General features: G+C 37.9%; 20 protein-coding genes. 3 read left to right on the plus strand and 17 right to left on the minus strand.

Going from position 1 to position 16236, the window contains the following annotated elements:
• Positions 1 to 78 precede the first annotated feature (78 nt).
• The 3 genes from AC4CVF_RS15270 to pheS form a co-directional block, all read right to left on the minus strand.
• Positions 79 to 375, minus strand: a complete 297-nt coding sequence (locus tag AC4CVF_RS15270; protein ID WP_004723042.1) for an integration host factor subunit alpha — start codon at positions 373 to 375, stop codon at positions 79 to 81.
• Positions 372 to 2753, minus strand: a complete 2382-nt coding sequence (pheT, locus tag AC4CVF_RS15275) for a phenylalanine--tRNA ligase subunit beta (RefSeq protein WP_490789671.1) — start codon at positions 2751 to 2753, stop codon at positions 372 to 374. The genes AC4CVF_RS15270 and pheT overlap by 4 nt, the downstream gene beginning before the upstream one ends.
• 131 nt (positions 2754 to 2884) lie before the next feature.
• Positions 2885 to 3865 (minus strand): phenylalanine--tRNA ligase subunit alpha, encoded by a 981-nt coding sequence (pheS, locus tag AC4CVF_RS15280; RefSeq protein ID WP_419328071.1) that lies wholly within the window; start codon positions 3863 to 3865, stop codon positions 2885 to 2887.
• 217 nt (positions 3866 to 4082) lie between these two features.
• Between pheS and AC4CVF_RS15285 the strand changes: the two genes are divergently transcribed.
• A complete protein-coding gene (locus AC4CVF_RS15285; protein ID WP_419328072.1) occupies positions 4083 to 5111 on the plus strand; it encodes a hypothetical protein in 1029 nt (342 codons plus the stop codon).
• A gap of 44 nt (positions 5112 to 5155) precedes the next feature.
• Here AC4CVF_RS15285 and ybiA read toward each other — a convergent pair whose 3' ends face one another.
• The 7 genes from ybiA to rpmI form a co-directional block, all read right to left on the minus strand.
• A complete protein-coding gene (gene ybiA, locus AC4CVF_RS15290) occupies positions 5156 to 5704 on the minus strand; it encodes a riboflavin biosynthesis intermediates N-glycosidase (RefSeq protein WP_419328073.1) in 549 nt (182 codons plus the stop codon).
• A complete protein-coding gene (locus AC4CVF_RS15295; RefSeq protein ID WP_419328074.1) occupies positions 5701 to 6201 on the minus strand; it encodes a GNAT family N-acetyltransferase in 501 nt (166 codons plus the stop codon). Before AC4CVF_RS15295 ends, ybiA begins: the two co-directional genes overlap by 4 nt.
• Positions 6202 to 6509: 308 nt before the next feature.
• Positions 6510 to 7040, minus strand: coding sequence for a P-loop NTPase family protein (locus tag AC4CVF_RS15300; RefSeq protein ID WP_419330041.1), 531 nt, complete (start codon positions 7038 to 7040; stop codon positions 6510 to 6512).
• A 97-nt stretch (positions 7041 to 7137) separates the two neighbouring features.
• Positions 7138 to 7335: a hypothetical protein gene (locus AC4CVF_RS15305; RefSeq protein WP_490789672.1), complete on the minus strand. Its 198-nt coding sequence runs from the start codon at positions 7333 to 7335 to the stop codon at positions 7138 to 7140.
• 135 nt (positions 7336 to 7470) lie between these two features.
• On the minus strand, positions 7471 to 7848 hold the full coding sequence (locus tag AC4CVF_RS15310) for a hypothetical protein (RefSeq protein WP_490789673.1): 378 nt from the start codon (positions 7846 to 7848) through the stop codon (positions 7471 to 7473).
• 227 nt (positions 7849 to 8075) lie between these two features.
• Positions 8076 to 8435, minus strand: a complete 360-nt coding sequence (gene rplT, locus AC4CVF_RS15315; RefSeq protein ID WP_004723060.1) for a 50S ribosomal protein L20 — start codon at positions 8433 to 8435, stop codon at positions 8076 to 8078.
• A gap of 11 nt (positions 8436 to 8446) precedes the next feature.
• Positions 8447 to 8641: a 50S ribosomal protein L35 gene (rpmI, locus tag AC4CVF_RS15320; RefSeq protein WP_002054552.1), complete on the minus strand. Its 195-nt coding sequence runs from the start codon at positions 8639 to 8641 to the stop codon at positions 8447 to 8449.
• 224 nt (positions 8642 to 8865) lie between these two features.
• Here rpmI and AC4CVF_RS15325 point away from each other — a divergent pair, with 224 nt between their 5' ends.
• Positions 8866 to 10116 (plus strand): MFS transporter, encoded by a 1251-nt coding sequence (locus tag AC4CVF_RS15325; protein ID WP_419328076.1) that lies wholly within the window; start codon positions 8866 to 8868, stop codon positions 10114 to 10116.
• A gap of 137 nt (positions 10117 to 10253) precedes the next feature.
• Positions 10254 to 11009 (plus strand): TonB family protein, encoded by a 756-nt coding sequence (locus AC4CVF_RS15330; RefSeq protein ID WP_419819599.1) that lies wholly within the window; start codon positions 10254 to 10256, stop codon positions 11007 to 11009.
• Between the two features lie 98 nt (positions 11010 to 11107).
• Here AC4CVF_RS15330 and AC4CVF_RS15335 read toward each other — a convergent pair whose 3' ends face one another.
• The 7 genes from AC4CVF_RS15335 to thrS all read right to left on the minus strand — a co-directional run bounded on the left by AC4CVF_RS15335 (position 11108) and on the right by thrS (position 16073).
• Positions 11108 to 11533: a YqaA family protein gene (locus AC4CVF_RS15335; protein ID WP_490789674.1), complete on the minus strand. Its 426-nt coding sequence runs from the start codon at positions 11531 to 11533 to the stop codon at positions 11108 to 11110.
• Between the two features lie 4 nt (positions 11534 to 11537).
• Positions 11538 to 11960, minus strand: coding sequence for a hypothetical protein (locus tag AC4CVF_RS15340; RefSeq protein WP_490789675.1), 423 nt, complete (start codon positions 11958 to 11960; stop codon positions 11538 to 11540).
• 37 nt (positions 11961 to 11997) lie between these two features.
• The gene (locus AC4CVF_RS15345; RefSeq protein WP_419359086.1) at positions 11998 to 12285 is read right to left on the minus strand and encodes a hypothetical protein; all 288 of its coding nucleotides are present in this window, start codon (positions 12283 to 12285) and stop codon (positions 11998 to 12000) included.
• An 89-nt stretch (positions 12286 to 12374) separates the two neighbouring features.
• On the minus strand, positions 12375 to 12992 hold the full coding sequence (locus AC4CVF_RS15350; protein ID WP_336953380.1) for a glutathione S-transferase N-terminal domain-containing protein: 618 nt from the start codon (positions 12990 to 12992) through the stop codon (positions 12375 to 12377).
• A gap of 180 nt (positions 12993 to 13172) precedes the next feature.
• Positions 13173 to 13505, minus strand: a complete 333-nt coding sequence (locus tag AC4CVF_RS15355) for a DUF7709 family protein (protein ID WP_336953381.1) — start codon at positions 13503 to 13505, stop codon at positions 13173 to 13175.
• A gap of 88 nt (positions 13506 to 13593) precedes the next feature.
• Positions 13594 to 14145 (minus strand): translation initiation factor IF-3, encoded by a 552-nt coding sequence (gene infC / locus AC4CVF_RS15360; RefSeq protein WP_336953452.1) that lies wholly within the window; start codon positions 14143 to 14145, stop codon positions 13594 to 13596.
• A 5-nt stretch (positions 14146 to 14150) separates the two neighbouring features.
• Positions 14151 to 16073: a threonine--tRNA ligase gene (thrS, locus tag AC4CVF_RS15365; protein WP_336953382.1), complete on the minus strand. Its 1923-nt coding sequence runs from the start codon at positions 16071 to 16073 to the stop codon at positions 14151 to 14153.
• Positions 16074 to 16236 lie beyond the last annotated feature (163 nt).

Below are 16236 nucleotides of genomic sequence, written 5' to 3' on the forward strand. Positions count from 1 at the left end.
AGCATATTGCTCAGGGTTTTTATCTTACAAAACTTTTTAGATTACAGAGCTTTCATCTTACGACATAAAGAGCACCAATTAATCTTCTTGTTCTGTTCCCACACGTTGTCTAAATTTTTGACCTGCACGGAATGTTACAACACGGCGTGCTGAGATTGGAATTTCTTCTCCAGTTTTAGGATTTCGACCTGGACGTTGACGTTTGTCACGTAGCTCAAAATTTCCGAAACCTGAAAGTTTAACTTGTTCACCTGCAATTAATGCTTGGCTAATCTCGTCAAAGAACAACTCGACCATTTGTTTTGCTTCACGACGGTTTAAACTCGTAAGCTCACTTAAATGATCAGCCATTTCTGCTTTTGTTAATGCTGTCATGAGGCCCTCAATGTCGCTTGATAAGTGTCTTCTAACACTTGAATAATATGATCCATACCGGATTTAATCTCAGCATCTTCGAGTGTACGTGATGGATGTTGCCATAACAATGCAAATGCCAATGAGCGTTTACCTTGTTCAACACCTTGCCCTGTATACACATCAAATAACCAAGTAGAGTCTAAAAGCTCTCCACCCGTTTTTTCGATAAGTTGCTGAATTTCACTAACATTAATCTTATCACTAATTACAAGCGCAATATCACGTCTAACCGATGGAAATCGTGATAATTCTGTAAAATTAGATACATAAGTTTGCAAAACAGCCGATTGGTCGAGCTCTGCGATCCAAGTTGTGCTCAAATCCAGTGCATTTTCCAAAGATGGATGTAGGCGACCTAAATAACCTACTGACTTACCATCCACGAGAATTTCCGCAGACTGACCTGGATGTAACCATTCACGATCAGAACGAACATATTCAACTTGAACACGTCCAGCTGCTAAAATTTCTTCGACCTCGCCTTTGAGATCAAAGAAATCCATAACTTGAGCTTTTCCATGCCAAGATTCAATTTGTTTTGATCCTACGGCAATCATAGCCAAAGTTGGAATCTGTTTCAAATCTTCTATACTTTTCGCGTTTTGATAATCAAAACGTAGCCCTAGCTCAAAGAAACGTACACGACTTTGTTGACGATTGATATTGTACTGAACACACGGAATTAAGCTTGAAAGAAGAGTTGAACGCATTACCGCCAAGTCACTTGAAATGGGATTTGCAAGCGCTAATGGATTTACTTGTGAATTCAATTGTTTTTCAAGTTTTAAATCTGCAAAACTAAAACTAATTGCCTCTTGATAACCGAGTGTTACTAACGTTTGACGTAATTGAGTCAGTTCAAATTGATCCTGATGTTGAGCAAGTTTTACATCAATCACTGGCAGACTAATTTGAATATTGTCATAACCATGTATACGCGCAACTTCTTCAATTAAATCTTGATAAATTGCCATATCGTAACGGTGTGATGGGGGAACAACAATCCATTCACCTTCAGCTTTTACAGTCACATCACAACCTAAACGTTGCAGTGCATCTGTAATAAATACAGTAGGAACTTGATAACCCAGCAATTGATCGACTTGCGCTTGATTCAATTCAATTGCTTCACGTTTAGGCAATAATTCAGTTTTTTCAGATACGGTAATTGGACCGAAATCACCACCTGCAAGGGCTTGAATCAATTGTGAAGCGCGTTGCATTGCAATCATAGGCAATTCAAAATCCACACCACGTTCATAGCGTTGTGACGCATCTGTATGCAAACCATAACGGCGTGCACGACCTGCGATATGTAATGGTGCAAAGAATGCAGACTCAAGGAAAATCTCAGTGGTTTCATCTGTAACAGATGAAGACAAACCACCCATGATGCCTGCGATCGCCAATGCTTTTACATCATCTGCAATCACCATAACATCTTCGGTCAATTCAATTTCTTGTTCATTTAACAAAACAAGCTTTTCATTTGCACTTGCCTGACGCACATGCACTGAACCTTGAACCTCATCACCATCAAACGCATGCAACGGTTGACCAAGTTCCATAAGTACATAGTTGGTAATATCAACAAGAATACTGTGTTGACGAATACCTGAACGTGCTAAAGCTTGCTCCATCCACTCTGGCGTAGGTGCTTTGGTATTTACATTTTTAATTAAACGGCCTAAGTAACGAGGACAACCATCCGTTGTCACAACAACTTGCTTCTGGTCAGCAAGCGTAGCAGCAACGTCTTGAATCTCAGGTGCGGTTACAGGTAATTGGTTAATTACACCAATTTCACGTGCTACCCCAAGAATACTAAAGCAATCACCACGGTTTGGCGTGATGCTGATATCGATAACATGATCATCAAGATTTAAATATTCTCGAATATTTGTGCCTACAGGTGCATCAGCAGGAAGTTCTAACAGTCCATCAATTTTATCTTCAAGGTCAATTTCTGAAGCGCCACAGAGCATTCCTTGTGATTCAACACCACGAAGTTTGCCTTTTTTAATTTTAAAATCACCTGGGAGTACTGCACCAATGGTTGCAACTGGTGCTTTCATACCAACACGTACATTTGGTGCACCGCATACGATTTGCAAAGGTTCGCCCGAGCCAATATTCACGGTGGTGACACGTAAACGATCTGCATCAGGATGCTGTACAACAGTTAAAACCTCACCAATCACCACACCTGTAAATGGTTTAGCTGCGGGAACTAGTTCATCAACCTCGAGTCCCAACATGGTCAGTTGATCAGACAAAGTATCGCTATCAATTGCAGGGTTGACCCATGTGCGAAGCCAATTTTCGCTAATTTTCATTTCTAAAACCTATATTCAATATCTATGAATTCCTCTCTGACTCTTTTTTAAAAAGAATCAGAACCCTTCGTCTCGTTATCTTGGACATCCCCTCTCCTCATTAGGAGAGGTCAGGGAGAGGTATAAATTTGTTAAGCAAATTGGCGTAAAAAACGCACATCATTTTGGTAAAACATACGCAAATCATTGATGCCATAACGCAACATTGCGAAACGCTCTACACCAAGACCAAATGCAAAGCCTTTGTATTTTTCAGGATCAATACCCGCAGCTTGTAGAACATTTGGATGCACCATACCGCAACCCAAAACCTCTAACCAACGGCCACGCTCATCCATAATATCCACCTCAGCACTTGGCTCTGTGAATGGGAAATAAGACGGACGGAAGCGTACTTTTAAATCTTTCTCAAAAAATTCATTTAGCAGATTAATCAACAAACCTTTTAATTCTGCGAAGCTGGTATTTTCAGCAACGTATAAACCTTCGATTTGATGAAACATTGGAGAATGGGTTTGATCTGAGTCACAGCGATAGACACGCCCTGGACAAACGATACGAATCGGTGGTTGCGAGTTTTCCATTGTGCGTACTTGTACACCTGAGGTATGGGTACGTAGCAAATGGTTTGCATCAAAGTAAAACGTATCATGCATCGCACGTGCAGGATGATGTCCTGGAATATTCAATGCTTCAAAATTGTGATAATCATCTTCAACTTCTGGCCCTGTCGCAACAGTAAAACCCGCTTTGGTAAAGAATTGACAAATACGTTCTTGAACCTGAGTAACAGGATGAATACTTCCTACAGCTTGCCCACGTCCAGGCAAAGTAATATCGATTGTTTCACTTGCTAGCTTTAATTCTAATTCAGCTTTCTGTAATTCAGTTTGGCGTTCAATCAACGCTGTACTGATCGCTTCACGTACTGCATGAATTGCAGCACCCTGAACTTTACGCTCTTCAGGGTCCATTTTACCAAGTGCCTTAGATTGTTCCGCAAGCTGGCTTTTTTTCCCTGTAAATTGCACTCGTACTTGGTCGAGTGTAGTCAGGTCTTGAGCTGCTGCAATCGCAGCGAGCGCTTCAGTGGTCAGGGCTTCCAGTGACATAGTAACTCTCAAAGCAATATTTTAGAAAAATAATATAACTCTATATTCTAACAGTTTTTATGCAGTCGAATGAAGTTTCCGCTTTACAAAAAATACGATTAGTCACAACTTATTCTAAATAATTTGTATATTTCCCTGTTTGATTCCTGTTGAAATGCTAGAACTTTGATTTATAAAAAGTATAAAATGGATTTAATGTCGCTGAGATCTATAAAAAATGGCACTCGATCAAATCTGGAAACGTCAACTTACACTCGTCACTTATGGCAATGAGTATCTCACTCAAGGGATTAGTTTTTCTCGTTGGGTCAATCATGCCATTTTTAATCAGCATGCTTTTGGCTTCCGTGATTTAACCAACCAGCACCTATTGGCACAGCATTTTCAGATTTGGCTTGAAGGGCTGAAGAAACAAGGCGTGTATCGACTCAGTCTACATAGCTCTAGTATTTTAAATGATGAACAAAATCCAAATGCCAATGTTGAACTGTTAGCCATCCCCCACTTTATTGTTAGCCATGATCAACAAAAGAAAACCGCATGGATTTTTGGTAAAGAATTGGCTGAATGGTATAGCGCAGACAATGATTACGAAGCACCTGAAACGCAACGTCCCAATTTACGTACCGAGATTTTTTGGCGATATAATCTGAATGCAAAATTAATTAAACGAATTGAACAAGATTTAGTTCAACCCAATTGGGATGATATTCAAGTTTATACAGACAGTGAATTGTTCGATACCCAATATGCCAAAGGTTTTCCAGAACCTGTAAATAAAGATTTACCTTATTATGGATTAGATGAAACGCTATATACCACCGAGGATACAAGTCTTAAACTTGCGCTGTTACCCACTGACTATCAAGCTGATTACGCACACGAAACCTTCTGTCGTATCGATGCATTAGAATGTTTTATTTCTGCAAAATTAAAGCATCCCTATGATGAAAATGAGCAAATCATTAGTCCTGAAGAGCAAATGAATTTGCGCCATTTCCTCCAAAAAGTTGAAGATTTAAAATCAAAATTTATTGTTAAAGTTGCAAATCATTATAAATCTGCACGCTTAACGCCAAAACAAATTGCTTCGCCTTTTGACATGCATGACAATATCAAAATCGAGCAGCGTCAGGCTTTTAGCAACAAGACAAATCCTGAGCATAAACCAGGTAAAACAGGTGTTTTTGCATTAATTATTGTGACCATTTTAATCTGCCTTGCAGCTTATTATTTTGGACTATAATGTCTTATCTATTTGATAAAATGAATCTTAAAAAGAAAGCAACATTAAAGTTGCTTTCTCACTTCCATTAAGGCGAAACCCAAAAGATTTAAACCTTGCCATGCGTTTGGATTTGTCGCATTAACATGATCTGCTGCAAGTCCAATCCCCCAAATTTGATCTACAGGCGAGGCTTCAACAATGATCTGATCTGAGGTACTCAGTAGAAACGCTTTAAGATCATTGTCTTGAGAAAACTTAGCCAAATTACCTTGAACCACAATTTCATAACGATGAGCAATCCAAATCTCATCTTGATAATTTTTGACCAAACGACCTAATGCTTTTATTTTCTTAGGATCGTCTGTTTGTAAAATTTTCTGAAAAATATTCTCGTCATTAAATAGTTTGGCTTTCTGCGCCATCATATACTGTTCTGTACTTTGATAATTGACACCTTCAATTTCAAATTTTGCAGGAAACCATTGACTTAAACAGCTCTTGTCTATTTTTCCAGAAGTCTTTTGACTATGCCCCCAAAAACACAAATAACTATACTTTTGCCCGTTCTTTACTTGTTCTTGTAAAGTTGTTAAAAATTGAGAATCACTCATTTTATTGTCCTATGATTAATATCCCACTGATACGATACTTCTGTTATGCCATCACCATAATCAGAAAGAATCTCCTCTCCAAGTACATTTCCCCCTAATTTCTCATAGAAATGACGGCTTGGATTTTTATTGATCACGCCCAAGCGAATAAATTGATAATGCTTAGCTTGAGCATATTGATAAAAGCGCTCAAACATCTCACGACCAACACCTTGTTTTTGAATTTTCTTTAATAAATAAAAAGCATTAATTTCTGCGATATTATGCGTTGTATTAAAATAACCACTTAGAAAACCAACAATTTGGCCATCTTGCTCATATACCAGTACATGGTGATCTTGATGCGAAAAAATCTGTTGCCAAAGCTGTACTCGCTTTTCGATATCTGCGCGATCTATAATTTCTTGCTTAATCATACCAGTATAGGTTTCATTCCAGCTTTGCAAATGTACTTCAGCAATCTGCTGAGCATCACCTATAACAGCTAATCGAATCATATCATCCTCATTTAATTGGGACTTATCTCGAAACCAAACTTTATACCCTTCAAAAAATTAGGTAAAAAACTTTTTTATATTGTTTAATCTTACATGTTTGTATCTGTCGCGCGATGTCATGGATATCAGCAACGGGGAAATTACTGCACATACCCCACCCAATCCAAGATGTTTATCACTTTGTATGCTAAGTAAAAACACAGCTTTCTGTAGAGCAACTTAAGATATCAGCTACACAAATATATTCAATCAATACATGGTATAGCAAGATAAGTTAACTTTTAGAGGCACTAGTGAGTTATGACGCGTCAAATAGACGCTAAAAATTGATCAATATCTTTTCGCGATTTTAAATGGATAAATCGAATATGTGAATATTGAGGATCATTCATCATCGTTATATATTGCTGACGATTTTTTTGATGCGTTTTAATCATCCACCAAATAATCGAATCACGACTAAACATTTTACCAAAATTTTCACGATTATTTGAACTCTCCCAAAGTCTGTTTCTAAAAATAGCACGCCGAACAGCTCGTTGTATGGATTGGTAAAGATTGATGTAAAAAGGAATATCTAACCAAATTACGGTATCGATATCTTGCCATTTGATATGCGTGGTTCGCGTATAATTACCATCGATGACAAAGCCAGATTTAGCTTGATCTAATTTGGTCTGAATTTTCTGAAAAAATATAGTATCGGTAGACTCTTGCCAATCATCCAACCAAAATAAATCATCCATTTCAATGTAGATGAGTTTTAATTTTTGAGCCAATTTTATTGAAAATGTTGTTTTTCCTGACGCAGAAGTCCCCACGACATTGATGCGTTTCATAGATTTAAGAACTCTCTAGAAATAAAAAGTAGCCAAACAAGCTACTTTAAATCACGCAACAACCCACTCATGATTCAATCATTTTAGATGATGTATATCAAAATAAGGGGCGTATGGTGAGTATCACTTTATGTTCATTTGCATGTTGATTGATATAATGATCCACTGCTGTGACTTCACCTTTAACTTCAGCATCTGCACCATACATCACTTTTAAAACTTCCCCAACTCTGGGTAATAATTGCAACTCAACTTCAATTGCACCTTGTTGTAAACCTTCAATCTCAACACGCATATCTGCTCCATCATTTTCTATTGTTCATTGTTCTACTCTATGCGAGCTATTTCTAAAACAATAATGCTTTCACGTTGATATTGTGTAATGTGTATGCAAAGTTATTTGATTGTTTAAATCATTCACAAGGCCTGCTCAATCATCATAATCCAAATTATCCTCATCAATATTGATAAAATTTGCTGGTGGTGTAATTTCAAACCTGATGGCTTTAATCGTAAGATGATTGAGTAATTTTGCTTTTGCCACACGATGCATACCATCCATCACCTTGCCATCAGCAGATAGAATAATTGGATAACTTAAATCTGCCTGCTGTATCAATTGAAAATGTTCAATCATTTGCTGTGTTGTTGGATGTGTATCTGGAAACCAATACGCTTCATTGAGTTCTTGTATATTAGACAATAGAACTTTATCGATTGGGATGTCTCGGCTTAGTTCAACTAGATGATGTACATCCCAAATATAAGTGTCTTCACCAACTTGGCGAAAATGATATTGTTTACGCATAAGACTAGATTCACAATTTGGTCAATTCAGTGCCATAACAAAATAGTTAGAGCATTCATAATGACAGATTTTACTTCAACAGAAATTTCAATGATTAGTGCTGTATTTCAACAATCAAACTCAAAGGAAACTCAGCTCGAAAAGTTCCTGCAATAGTCTGAAAACAAACTTTTAGCTATAAAAAAAGACCGCTATAAAAGCGGTCTTTTTTTAATCATCAAAGATGATTAAGCAGCTAATGCGCCTTTAGCTTTTTCAGCTAAAGCAGCAAATGCAACTGAGTCATGCATAGCGATGTCAGCAAGTACGCGACGGTCGATGATCACTTGAGCTTTTTTCAAGCCATCGATCATACGGCTGTACGACAAACCATTTTGACGAGCACCAGCATTGATACGCGCAATCCATAAAGCACGGAATTGACGTTTCTTTTGACGACGGTCACGGTAAGCGTATTGACCTGCTTTAATTACTGCTTGGAACGCTACACGATAAACACGTGAACGCGCGCCATAGTAACCTTTAGCACGAGCAAGAATTTTTTTATGACGGCGATGAGCCTGTACACCACGTTTTACACGAGCCATTTATAATCTCCTTAGATGTATGGGCACATACGACGAACTGAATTCATGTCACTTACGTGAACCATGACACAACCGCGCAATTGACGAATACGTTTAGCAGATTTTTTGGTCAAAATGTGGCGTTTGAACGCTTGTTTACGCTTGAAACCGTTAGCAGTCGCTTTGAAACGCTTAGCTGCACCACGGCGAGTTTTTAACTTAGCCATAACAACCTCTTTAAACACCTGTTCGGTACGTTCGCACCATTGCGACAACGACCTGCAGGTAAGGGAGGCAGTATTCTAAATCATCTCTGTACAAAACAAAAGCAAAACATCCAACAATTTCACATTTCTCCAATGTAATTTTCGATATAAATTCCACCTAGTTTTATAAGAAAAATCAGGATTAAATCTTTATAATCATCACATCATGATAAAACTGGACAGTTATGACCCCTGCACAGGATGCTTTTGCTGCGCTTCGCTATCGAGATTTCTCAATTGTTACCATCAATCAATTTTGTTTAACACTCGCAATTCTAATTCAAGAAATTATTGTTGCCTATTCACTCTATCAAATTACCAAAGACCCACTCACCTTGGGTCTGATTGGACTAGCAGAAGCAATCCCGTTTATTGCACTGTCGCTTTGGGGTGGTTATTTTGCAGACAAGCTGAATAAACAAACTATTATGAAAGTTTGCTTATTTTTCTCCTTCCCTTTGCCATTGGTGCTTTGGTGGTTATTTCACAGTTATGATCATGGGCAAATTGGTGTGACTACACTGTCTTGGGGGATTTATGCGGTTATTTTTGGTTTGGGTACCATCCGGGGGTTCTACAATCCATCAGCAACCTCGTTAAAACCATTTTTAATTCCTCGTGAACTGTATGCCAATGGTGCAACATGGACCACGATTGGATGGCAAAGTGGCGTCATTATTGGCCCAATGCTGGGTGGTTTTATGCTGGCAGGAATCGGTCGTGAAAACAGCTTACTCTCGGTAGCGGTACTTTTATTTATTTGCTTCTGTCTGATTAACTTGTTAAAGAAGCGTACTTTTCCCACCATGGAACAAGACAATCTTTGGGGCAGTTTAAGTGAAGGCTTTCGCTTTATCTGGAAAACTAAAATTGTACTGTGGGCCATATCTTTAGATTTGGTTTCAGTCTTGTTTGGTGGTGTGATTGCCCTACTTCCTATTTTTGCAGAAGATATTCTTAAAGTAGGACCTGAAGGTTTAGGTTATTTACGTGCAGCCCCTTCTATTGGCGCGTTAATAACCATGATCGCTTTAACCAAATTTCCACCCACACATCATGCTTGGCGAAATATGCTGATTGCCGTTGCAGGTTTTGGGGTGTTTACCATTATTTTTGCATTCTCAAGCAACGTATGGCTTTCTTTATTTGCTTTGGCTATGACAGGTGCTTGTGACAGTATCTCAGTGGTTGTACGCCAAACCATTTTACAAGTTTACCCTCCTGAAAATATGCGTGGCCGTGTCGCCGCAGTGAATGGGATGTTTGTTTCATCGAGTAATGAATTGGGTGCATTTGAATCTGGGCTGGCTGCAAAATATTTAGGAACAATCACTGCCACAGTATTTGGTGGATGTATGACCTTGGCCGTCGTCGCAATAAGTTGGGTAAAAACCTCTGATTTATTTAAAGTAGACATTACCAAAGGCCAAGAGTAATGTGTTTGGCTGAATAAAAAACAGTAAAAAAATGCACCTTCGGGTGCATTTTCTATTGCGAGAATACAAAATTCGATAAATACTTTGCGCAATTAAACTACTCTCATGCGTATTAAACTGCATGGATTGCCAAACCTATGAATAAAGCTCTTTTTACCACTTGTTTATTGTGCCTTTCAACCTATAGCTATAGTGCGGATAAACTTCCTACAATAAAGGTCAAAGGGGAGCAATCTGAACAAAATGATCCTCAGCATTTAACTACACGTATACAATGGGTCAAATTTCCCCAAATTCACTATCAAATCGCTGAATTAAAAGATCAAGATCGTTCAGCGATCATTCGTGTAAAAGCCAATAATGTTGGTGAAGTCACAGATGCTGATATCCAAGAGAGTACAGGCATCCGTGCATTGGATCAGAAACTTGTAGATGCTGTGGAAAATGCAAAAGTTAAACCCTATTCAAAAAATGGAAAAGCCATTGCTTTAGTCGGTTATCAAACATTTACTTTAACACTAGAGAATGCAACGGATCATGTTCAGCGCGCTAAGCAATGTACCTATAGTTTTAATTCAAAGAATTGGAACAAACAACAACTCGATAAGTCGGTTCCCTTTGCTTATTTAAAACAACCACAACTTACATTGGATCAACCACTATTAAAGAATAAAGATCGTACAGTAAAGTTTAAATTTAAAGCCAATAAACAAGGCGAAATTACCCAAGTTAAGCTAACTCAACGTTCTGGTATTAATGCACTTGATCAACAAGTACTTGCAGCCGTAGAGCATGCATCAATCAATGTAAAACGTTCTTACCGGACTTTATGGATTTATAAACAATCTAGCTTCAATGATGTGATTCAATTTAAAATCAATGAATGTAAATAAATTCATAAAGATGCGTCTTTTAAGGTTAAAGATAGTTTTGTGTCTTTAGGGTCTGTTGACATTTCATAAATGGCTTACCAGCAGCCCCTAACTTTCTATTAAAATAATCCGATATACACCAAATAGATAAAAACATATCTACCAGCTTTTGCAATGGTTACGATCAAAAGAAAACGCCAAAAGTTCTCTTTCATTAGCCCTGCAATCAGTGTGATTGGATCTCCAATAATAGGTGTCCAGCTTAATAACAGAGACCAAAAGCCATACTTTTGATATATTTTTTCCGCTTTGAGCATATTCTTTTCAGAAACAGGAAACCATTTCTTATCTTTAAACTGCTCGATTTTAAGTCCCAAATACCAATTCACGCATGAGCCTAAAACATTGCCAATCATTGCAACAACAAGTAATAAATATTCAGAATGCTGGGGTTGTATCAATAATCCAAGCAATACCGCTTCAGACTGCAACGGGAGTAAAGTAGCAGCACCAAATGCTGAAAGGAATAGTAAAAAATAAGCCATAAAATTAGCTAAAGTTGGGTTTAGGTTTTAAGGTATAAGTCAAGAATGACAGGATAAAGGGAGCAAGAAAAGCCAACCAAAATGAAAGGTCTGATTTAAAAAACTTCTGCAACAATGTGAGTTGAGCTTTACCCTCTGAAATCGCTTGCCAATCGATTTTGATATGAATAAAGCCGTAGAATAAAACAATAAAATAAAGTGAAAGCAAAATGACTAAGATCATGGTATTCAAAATGCTTTGCTGTAATTTATTTTGAAAAATGCCAAAGAACATAGCAAAAACCAAGCCTGAAACACTCACGATGCTCAAAATAATAAACCAGAAGTAATCATATGCGGAGTGATACTGCAAGATGCTACAAAGCATTGCTGTGATTAGCATCACGGCAAAAGAGATGAGTAAATGCCAAACAAAGTTTTGCTTCATACTCACCTCCTTGTTCGATTTACTACTTACAATTCAATCATCCTAAATCTAGCATTTTTTTTGTTTTACGATACTGAAAATGTGCCCAAATAATCGCCAATAACATAAAGATAATCCGAGACCATTGATAACGTTGCGCAATCGGGTCTATCACACTTCTAATCAGGGCTGACGCTTGACCATTTAATTCCTCTAAAATATTTTGAATATGCACAATTTCCGCAATATAGAGCATTAAACAACCGGCAATACCAAAAATGATACTCCAGTAAATTTTTGGATTCGTTTCTAATATTTTCGTAAAGTTCAAAAAGAAATCTTTCATGACTAAAGCCTACCAACCATCCAAAAATCGATTATTTAAAAAATAAAAAACCACGTTACGTGGTTTCTCATCTTAACATAAAATACATTTCACACTTTTATTGATAGCGCTCTTTGTATCGCTGGGCGCGCAGTTAAACGCTCAATATATTCTTTAACATAAGGATAATCCTCTAGCTCTATTTGCTGCCACTCATAGCGTAATACCCACGGTAAAATGGCCATATCTGCAATCGAATATTCACCAGCCACATATTTTTGTCCAATGAGCTGCTTATTTAAAACACCATACAAACGTTGAGTTTCCGTAACATAACGATCAATTGCATAAGGAATTTTTTCTTTAGCAAATTTACCAAAATGATGGTTTTGCCCTAACATCGGCCCCAGCCCGCCCATTTGCCACATTAACCATTGTTCAACTTCAACACGATCTTGCTCATCGCTTGGATAATACAGGCCTGTTTTACGACCAAGATATTGCAAGATTGCGCCTGACTCAAATACTGAAATCGGCTCACCATTTGGGCCATCTTGATCGACAATAGCGGGAATTTTATTGTTCGGTGAGATACGAAGAAAATCGGGCTGGAATTGGTCATTCTCTAAGATGTTGATGGGGAAAATCTGATAATCCAAACCCATTTCTTCAAGTGCAATGGTAATTTTATGGCCATTGGGCGTACCCCAATAATAGAGATCAATCATATTTCATCCTTCTGCGTTTTCACGTATTTTCTGAATTTTATTGCGTTAATCGGTTACTTTTATAACATGAATTTGCTTAATTCAGTATGCTATAAAAAGAGATTATTCTAATAATCTATTCTAAAATTATGTTATTGCATTTTATAAAATACAGCACGTTCTCATATTATGATACTAATTTCAAATATCTACTTCAGCAATTGCATCTATATATGTTTTGGCCTTTTCACCCACAAATTTACGCCCAGCATTGTTTCCCAATATCCACTCATCGGGATTAAATAAGTCAAATAAACCGACTTTCACTAAGGTAGGGATAGCGAGTATCAATTCTTGCTCAATCTCTCCACGTAAACCTGAGTTATACAGATTGATATTATGCAACATGGTTGCCACTGTACCAGTTTGTACAGCACTACCATCCTTTAATTTAACCACAGGCAAGACCTCACCTGCTTGAATAATTTTTTGGTTAATACTCGATAATTCATTTGAATTTTGGATAGATGACATATCAATTCCACTCGATTCAGATTGATTTACTACCATTTTAACGTAAAAAAGCACTGCTTAATGCAGTGCTTTTTTAACAGATGAATAATTACTTTTTCTTTTTAGGTCCAAGTAACATACCCATTTGACGGCCTTCCATTTTTGGTGCTTGTTCAACAATACCAAACTCTGCTACGTCTGCTTCAATTTTTTGCAATTGTGCAAGACCCAACTGTTGGTGAGCCATTTCACGACCACGGAAACGTAGAGTAATTTTGACTTTGTTGCCTTCTTCAAGAAACTTCAGAATAGCACGCAACTTAACATTGTAATCACCAATGTCTGTACCAGGGCGCAACTTGATTTCTTTCACTTGAACTTGATGCTGTTTCTTTTTCGCATCTTTTTGCTTTTGCTTCAGATCAAATAAATGTTTGTTGAAATCCATGATTTTACAAACAGGTGGCTCTGCATTCGCCACGATCTCAACAAGATCAAGATCAACCTCTTCAGCAGCACGCAAAGCTTCAGCAAGTGAAACGATGCCTTTTTGCTCTCCATCTGCAGCAACGAGACGCACATCTTTCGCTTTGATCTCATCATTTAATGCAGGACGATTACTTTTAGCACCTTGTTGTTGGTTACGGTCAGGCTGTTTAATCTTTCTTACTCCACAATATACCGGCCGCGTTCGGCTACGGCTGCTTTCACTAGGTCAATAAATGCGTCTATTGACATAGTACCTAAATTTTTTCCAGAGCGAGTACGAACATTCACAGTCCCTTCTTCTACTTCTCGATCTCCAAGTACCAATAAGTATGGAATACGCTCTAGTGTACGCTCACGAATCTTAAAGCCGATTTTCTCATTTCTCAAGTCTGAAATTGCTCGAATTCCATTTTCTTTGAGTTTTGCGACGACTTGCTCACAAGCTTGTGCTTGAGAATCCGTAATATTCATGACACATGTTTGGATCGGAGCCAACCATGGTGGCATAAAGCCTGCGTAGTGTTCAATTAGTATACCAATAAAACGTTCAAAACTGCCAAGAATTGCACGATGTAACATCACAGGATGGTCACGATCGTTATCTTCTGTTACATATGAAGCGTCTAAACGTAACGGTAAGTTAAAATCACACTGGATTGTACCGCACTGCCAGATACGTCCTAAACAGTCTTTTAATGAAAATTCAATCTTTGGACCGTAGAAAGCACCTTCACCAGGTTGTTCTTCCCATTTAAGATTTGCAGCATCTAAAGCATCTGCTAAAGATTTTTCTGCAACATCCCAAAGTTCATCAGCACCCACACGTTTTTCAGGACGTGTAGACAATTTCATTTGTACTTCTTCAAAGCCAAAATCTTTATAAACATCTAAAGTCAGTTTAATAAAGTCTGCAACTTCTTTACCAATTTGTTCAGTTGTACAGAAAATATGTGCATCATCTTGAGTAAAGCCGCGTACACGCATAATCCCGTGTAACGAACCTGATGGCTCATTTCGGTGACATGAACCAAACTCTGCCAAACGAATTGGAAGATCACGGTAAGATTTTAAACCTTGGTTAAACACTTGAACGTGACATGGGCAGTTCATTGGTTTTACCGCATAGTTACGACTTTCTGAATGTGTCGTAAACATATTTTCTGCATAGTTGGCAGCATGACCCGATTTTTCCCACAAAGTGAAGTCTACAATTTGTGGTGTTTTAATCTCTTGGTAGCCATTGTCTTGTTGAACTTTACGCATGTATTGTTCAAGCACTTGGTAGATCGTCCAACCATTGGCATGCCAAAACACCATACCTGGCGCTTCTTCTTGCATATGGAATAAATCTAAAGCTTTACCAATTTTACGATGATCACGCTTTTCAGCTTCTTCAATGCGCTTGATATAAGCTGCTAATTCTTTTTTGTCTGCCCAAGCAGTACCATAAATACGCTGTAATTGTTCATTCTTCGCATCACCGCGCCAATATGCGCCAGAGATTTTAGTCAATTTGAATGATTTTAAAAATTTGGTATTCGGTACGTGTGGACCACGACACATATCTAAATAATCTTGATGATAGTACAAGCCCATTTGAGTTTCTTCAGGCATGTCAGCAATCAAACGTAACTTATAATCTTCACCACGTGCAGTGAATTCAGCAATCACATCATCACGAGGTGTCATTTTTTTAATGACATCATAATCCTGATCGATGAGCTTTTTCATGCGCGCTTCGATTGCAGCCATATCATCTAAAGTAAATGGACGGGGCATCCAGATGTCATAGTAGAAACCTTCTTCAATGACAGGGCCAATCACCATTTTTGCTTCAGGGAAGAGTTGTTTTACCGCATGACCCACCAAATGTGCACAAGAGTGACGAATAATTTCTACACCGTCTTGATCTTTTGGAGTAATGATTTGTAAGGTTGAGTCTTCGGTAATTAAATCACTTGCATCGACTAAGCGACCATTTACTTTCCCAGCAACTGTATTTTTAGCCAGTCCAGGTCCAATACTTTGAGCAACTTCCATAACGGAAACAGCTTGATCAAAACTTTTTTGATCGCCATTTGGCAATGTGATAATAGGCATATTTAAAAATCCTTAAGGAGTGATGCCCCGTACAATGGAGCATGTCACCGCGAGATTATGATCGAGGAAAATCCTCAAGATAAAATCGGTGGAACAAAATAAAAGTGTGTCAAATTTTACACCTTTACAGCATATTTATAAACCTTTGTCTTAAAATTATTCT

The sequence above is a fragment of the Acinetobacter sp. LipI_19 genome, assembly GCF_058242925.1.

Bases quoted from the DNA above. Each gene is read 5' to 3' on its own strand.
- AC4CVF_RS15270 (WP_004723042.1), bottom strand. From the start codon at position 375: ATGACAGCATTAACAAAAGCAGAAATGGCTGATCATTTAAGTGAGCTT.
- AC4CVF_RS15325 (WP_419328076.1), top strand. From the start codon at position 8,866: ATGACCCCTGCACAGGATGCTTTTGCTGCGCTTCGCTATCGAGATTTC.
- AC4CVF_RS15335 (WP_490789674.1), bottom strand. From the start codon at position 11,533: ATGGCTTATTTTTTACTATTCCTTTCAGCATTTGGTGCTGCTACTTTA.
- pheT (WP_490789671.1), bottom strand. From the start codon at position 2,753: ATGAAAATTAGCGAAAATTGGCTTCGCACATGGGTCAACCCTGCAATT.
- AC4CVF_RS15305 (WP_490789672.1), bottom strand. From the start codon at position 7,335: ATGCGTGTTGAGATTGAAGGTTTACAACAAGGTGCAATTGAAGTTGAG.
- rpmI (WP_002054552.1), bottom strand. From the start codon at position 8,641: ATGGCTAAGTTAAAAACTCGCCGTGGTGCAGCTAAGCGTTTCAAAGCG.
- AC4CVF_RS15345 (WP_419359086.1), bottom strand. From the start codon at position 12,285: ATGAAAGATTTCTTTTTGAACTTTACGAAAATATTAGAAACGAATCCA.
- AC4CVF_RS15330 (WP_419819599.1), top strand. From the start codon at position 10,254: ATGAATAAAGCTCTTTTTACCACTTGTTTATTGTGCCTTTCAACCTAT.
- AC4CVF_RS15285 (WP_419328072.1), top strand. From the start codon at position 4,083: ATGGCACTCGATCAAATCTGGAAACGTCAACTTACACTCGTCACTTAT.
- thrS (WP_336953382.1), bottom strand. From the start codon at position 16,073: ATGCCTATTATCACATTGCCAAATGGCGATCAAAAAAGTTTTGATCAA.
- AC4CVF_RS15355 (WP_336953381.1), bottom strand. From the start codon at position 13,505: ATGTCATCTATCCAAAATTCAAATGAATTATCGAGTATTAACCAAAAA.
- ybiA (WP_419328073.1), bottom strand. From the start codon at position 5,704: ATGAGTGATTCTCAATTTTTAACAACTTTACAAGAACAAGTAAAGAAC.
- rplT (WP_004723060.1), bottom strand. From the start codon at position 8,435: ATGGCTCGTGTAAAACGTGGTGTACAGGCTCATCGCCGTCATAAAAAA.
- AC4CVF_RS15300 (WP_419330041.1), bottom strand. From the start codon at position 7,040: ATGAAACGCATCAATGTCGTGGGGACTTCTGCGTCAGGAAAAACAACA.
- AC4CVF_RS15295 (WP_419328074.1), bottom strand. From the start codon at position 6,201: ATGATTCGATTAGCTGTTATAGGTGATGCTCAGCAGATTGCTGAAGTA.
- pheS (WP_419328071.1), bottom strand. From the start codon at position 3,865: ATGTCACTGGAAGCCCTGACCACTGAAGCGCTCGCTGCGATTGCAGCA.
- AC4CVF_RS15340 (WP_490789675.1), bottom strand. From the start codon at position 11,960: ATGAAGCAAAACTTTGTTTGGCATTTACTCATCTCTTTTGCCGTGATG.
- AC4CVF_RS15310 (WP_490789673.1), bottom strand. From the start codon at position 7,848: ATGCGTAAACAATATCATTTTCGCCAAGTTGGTGAAGACACTTATATT.
- AC4CVF_RS15350 (WP_336953380.1), bottom strand. From the start codon at position 12,992: ATGATTGATCTCTATTATTGGGGTACGCCCAATGGCCATAAAATTACC.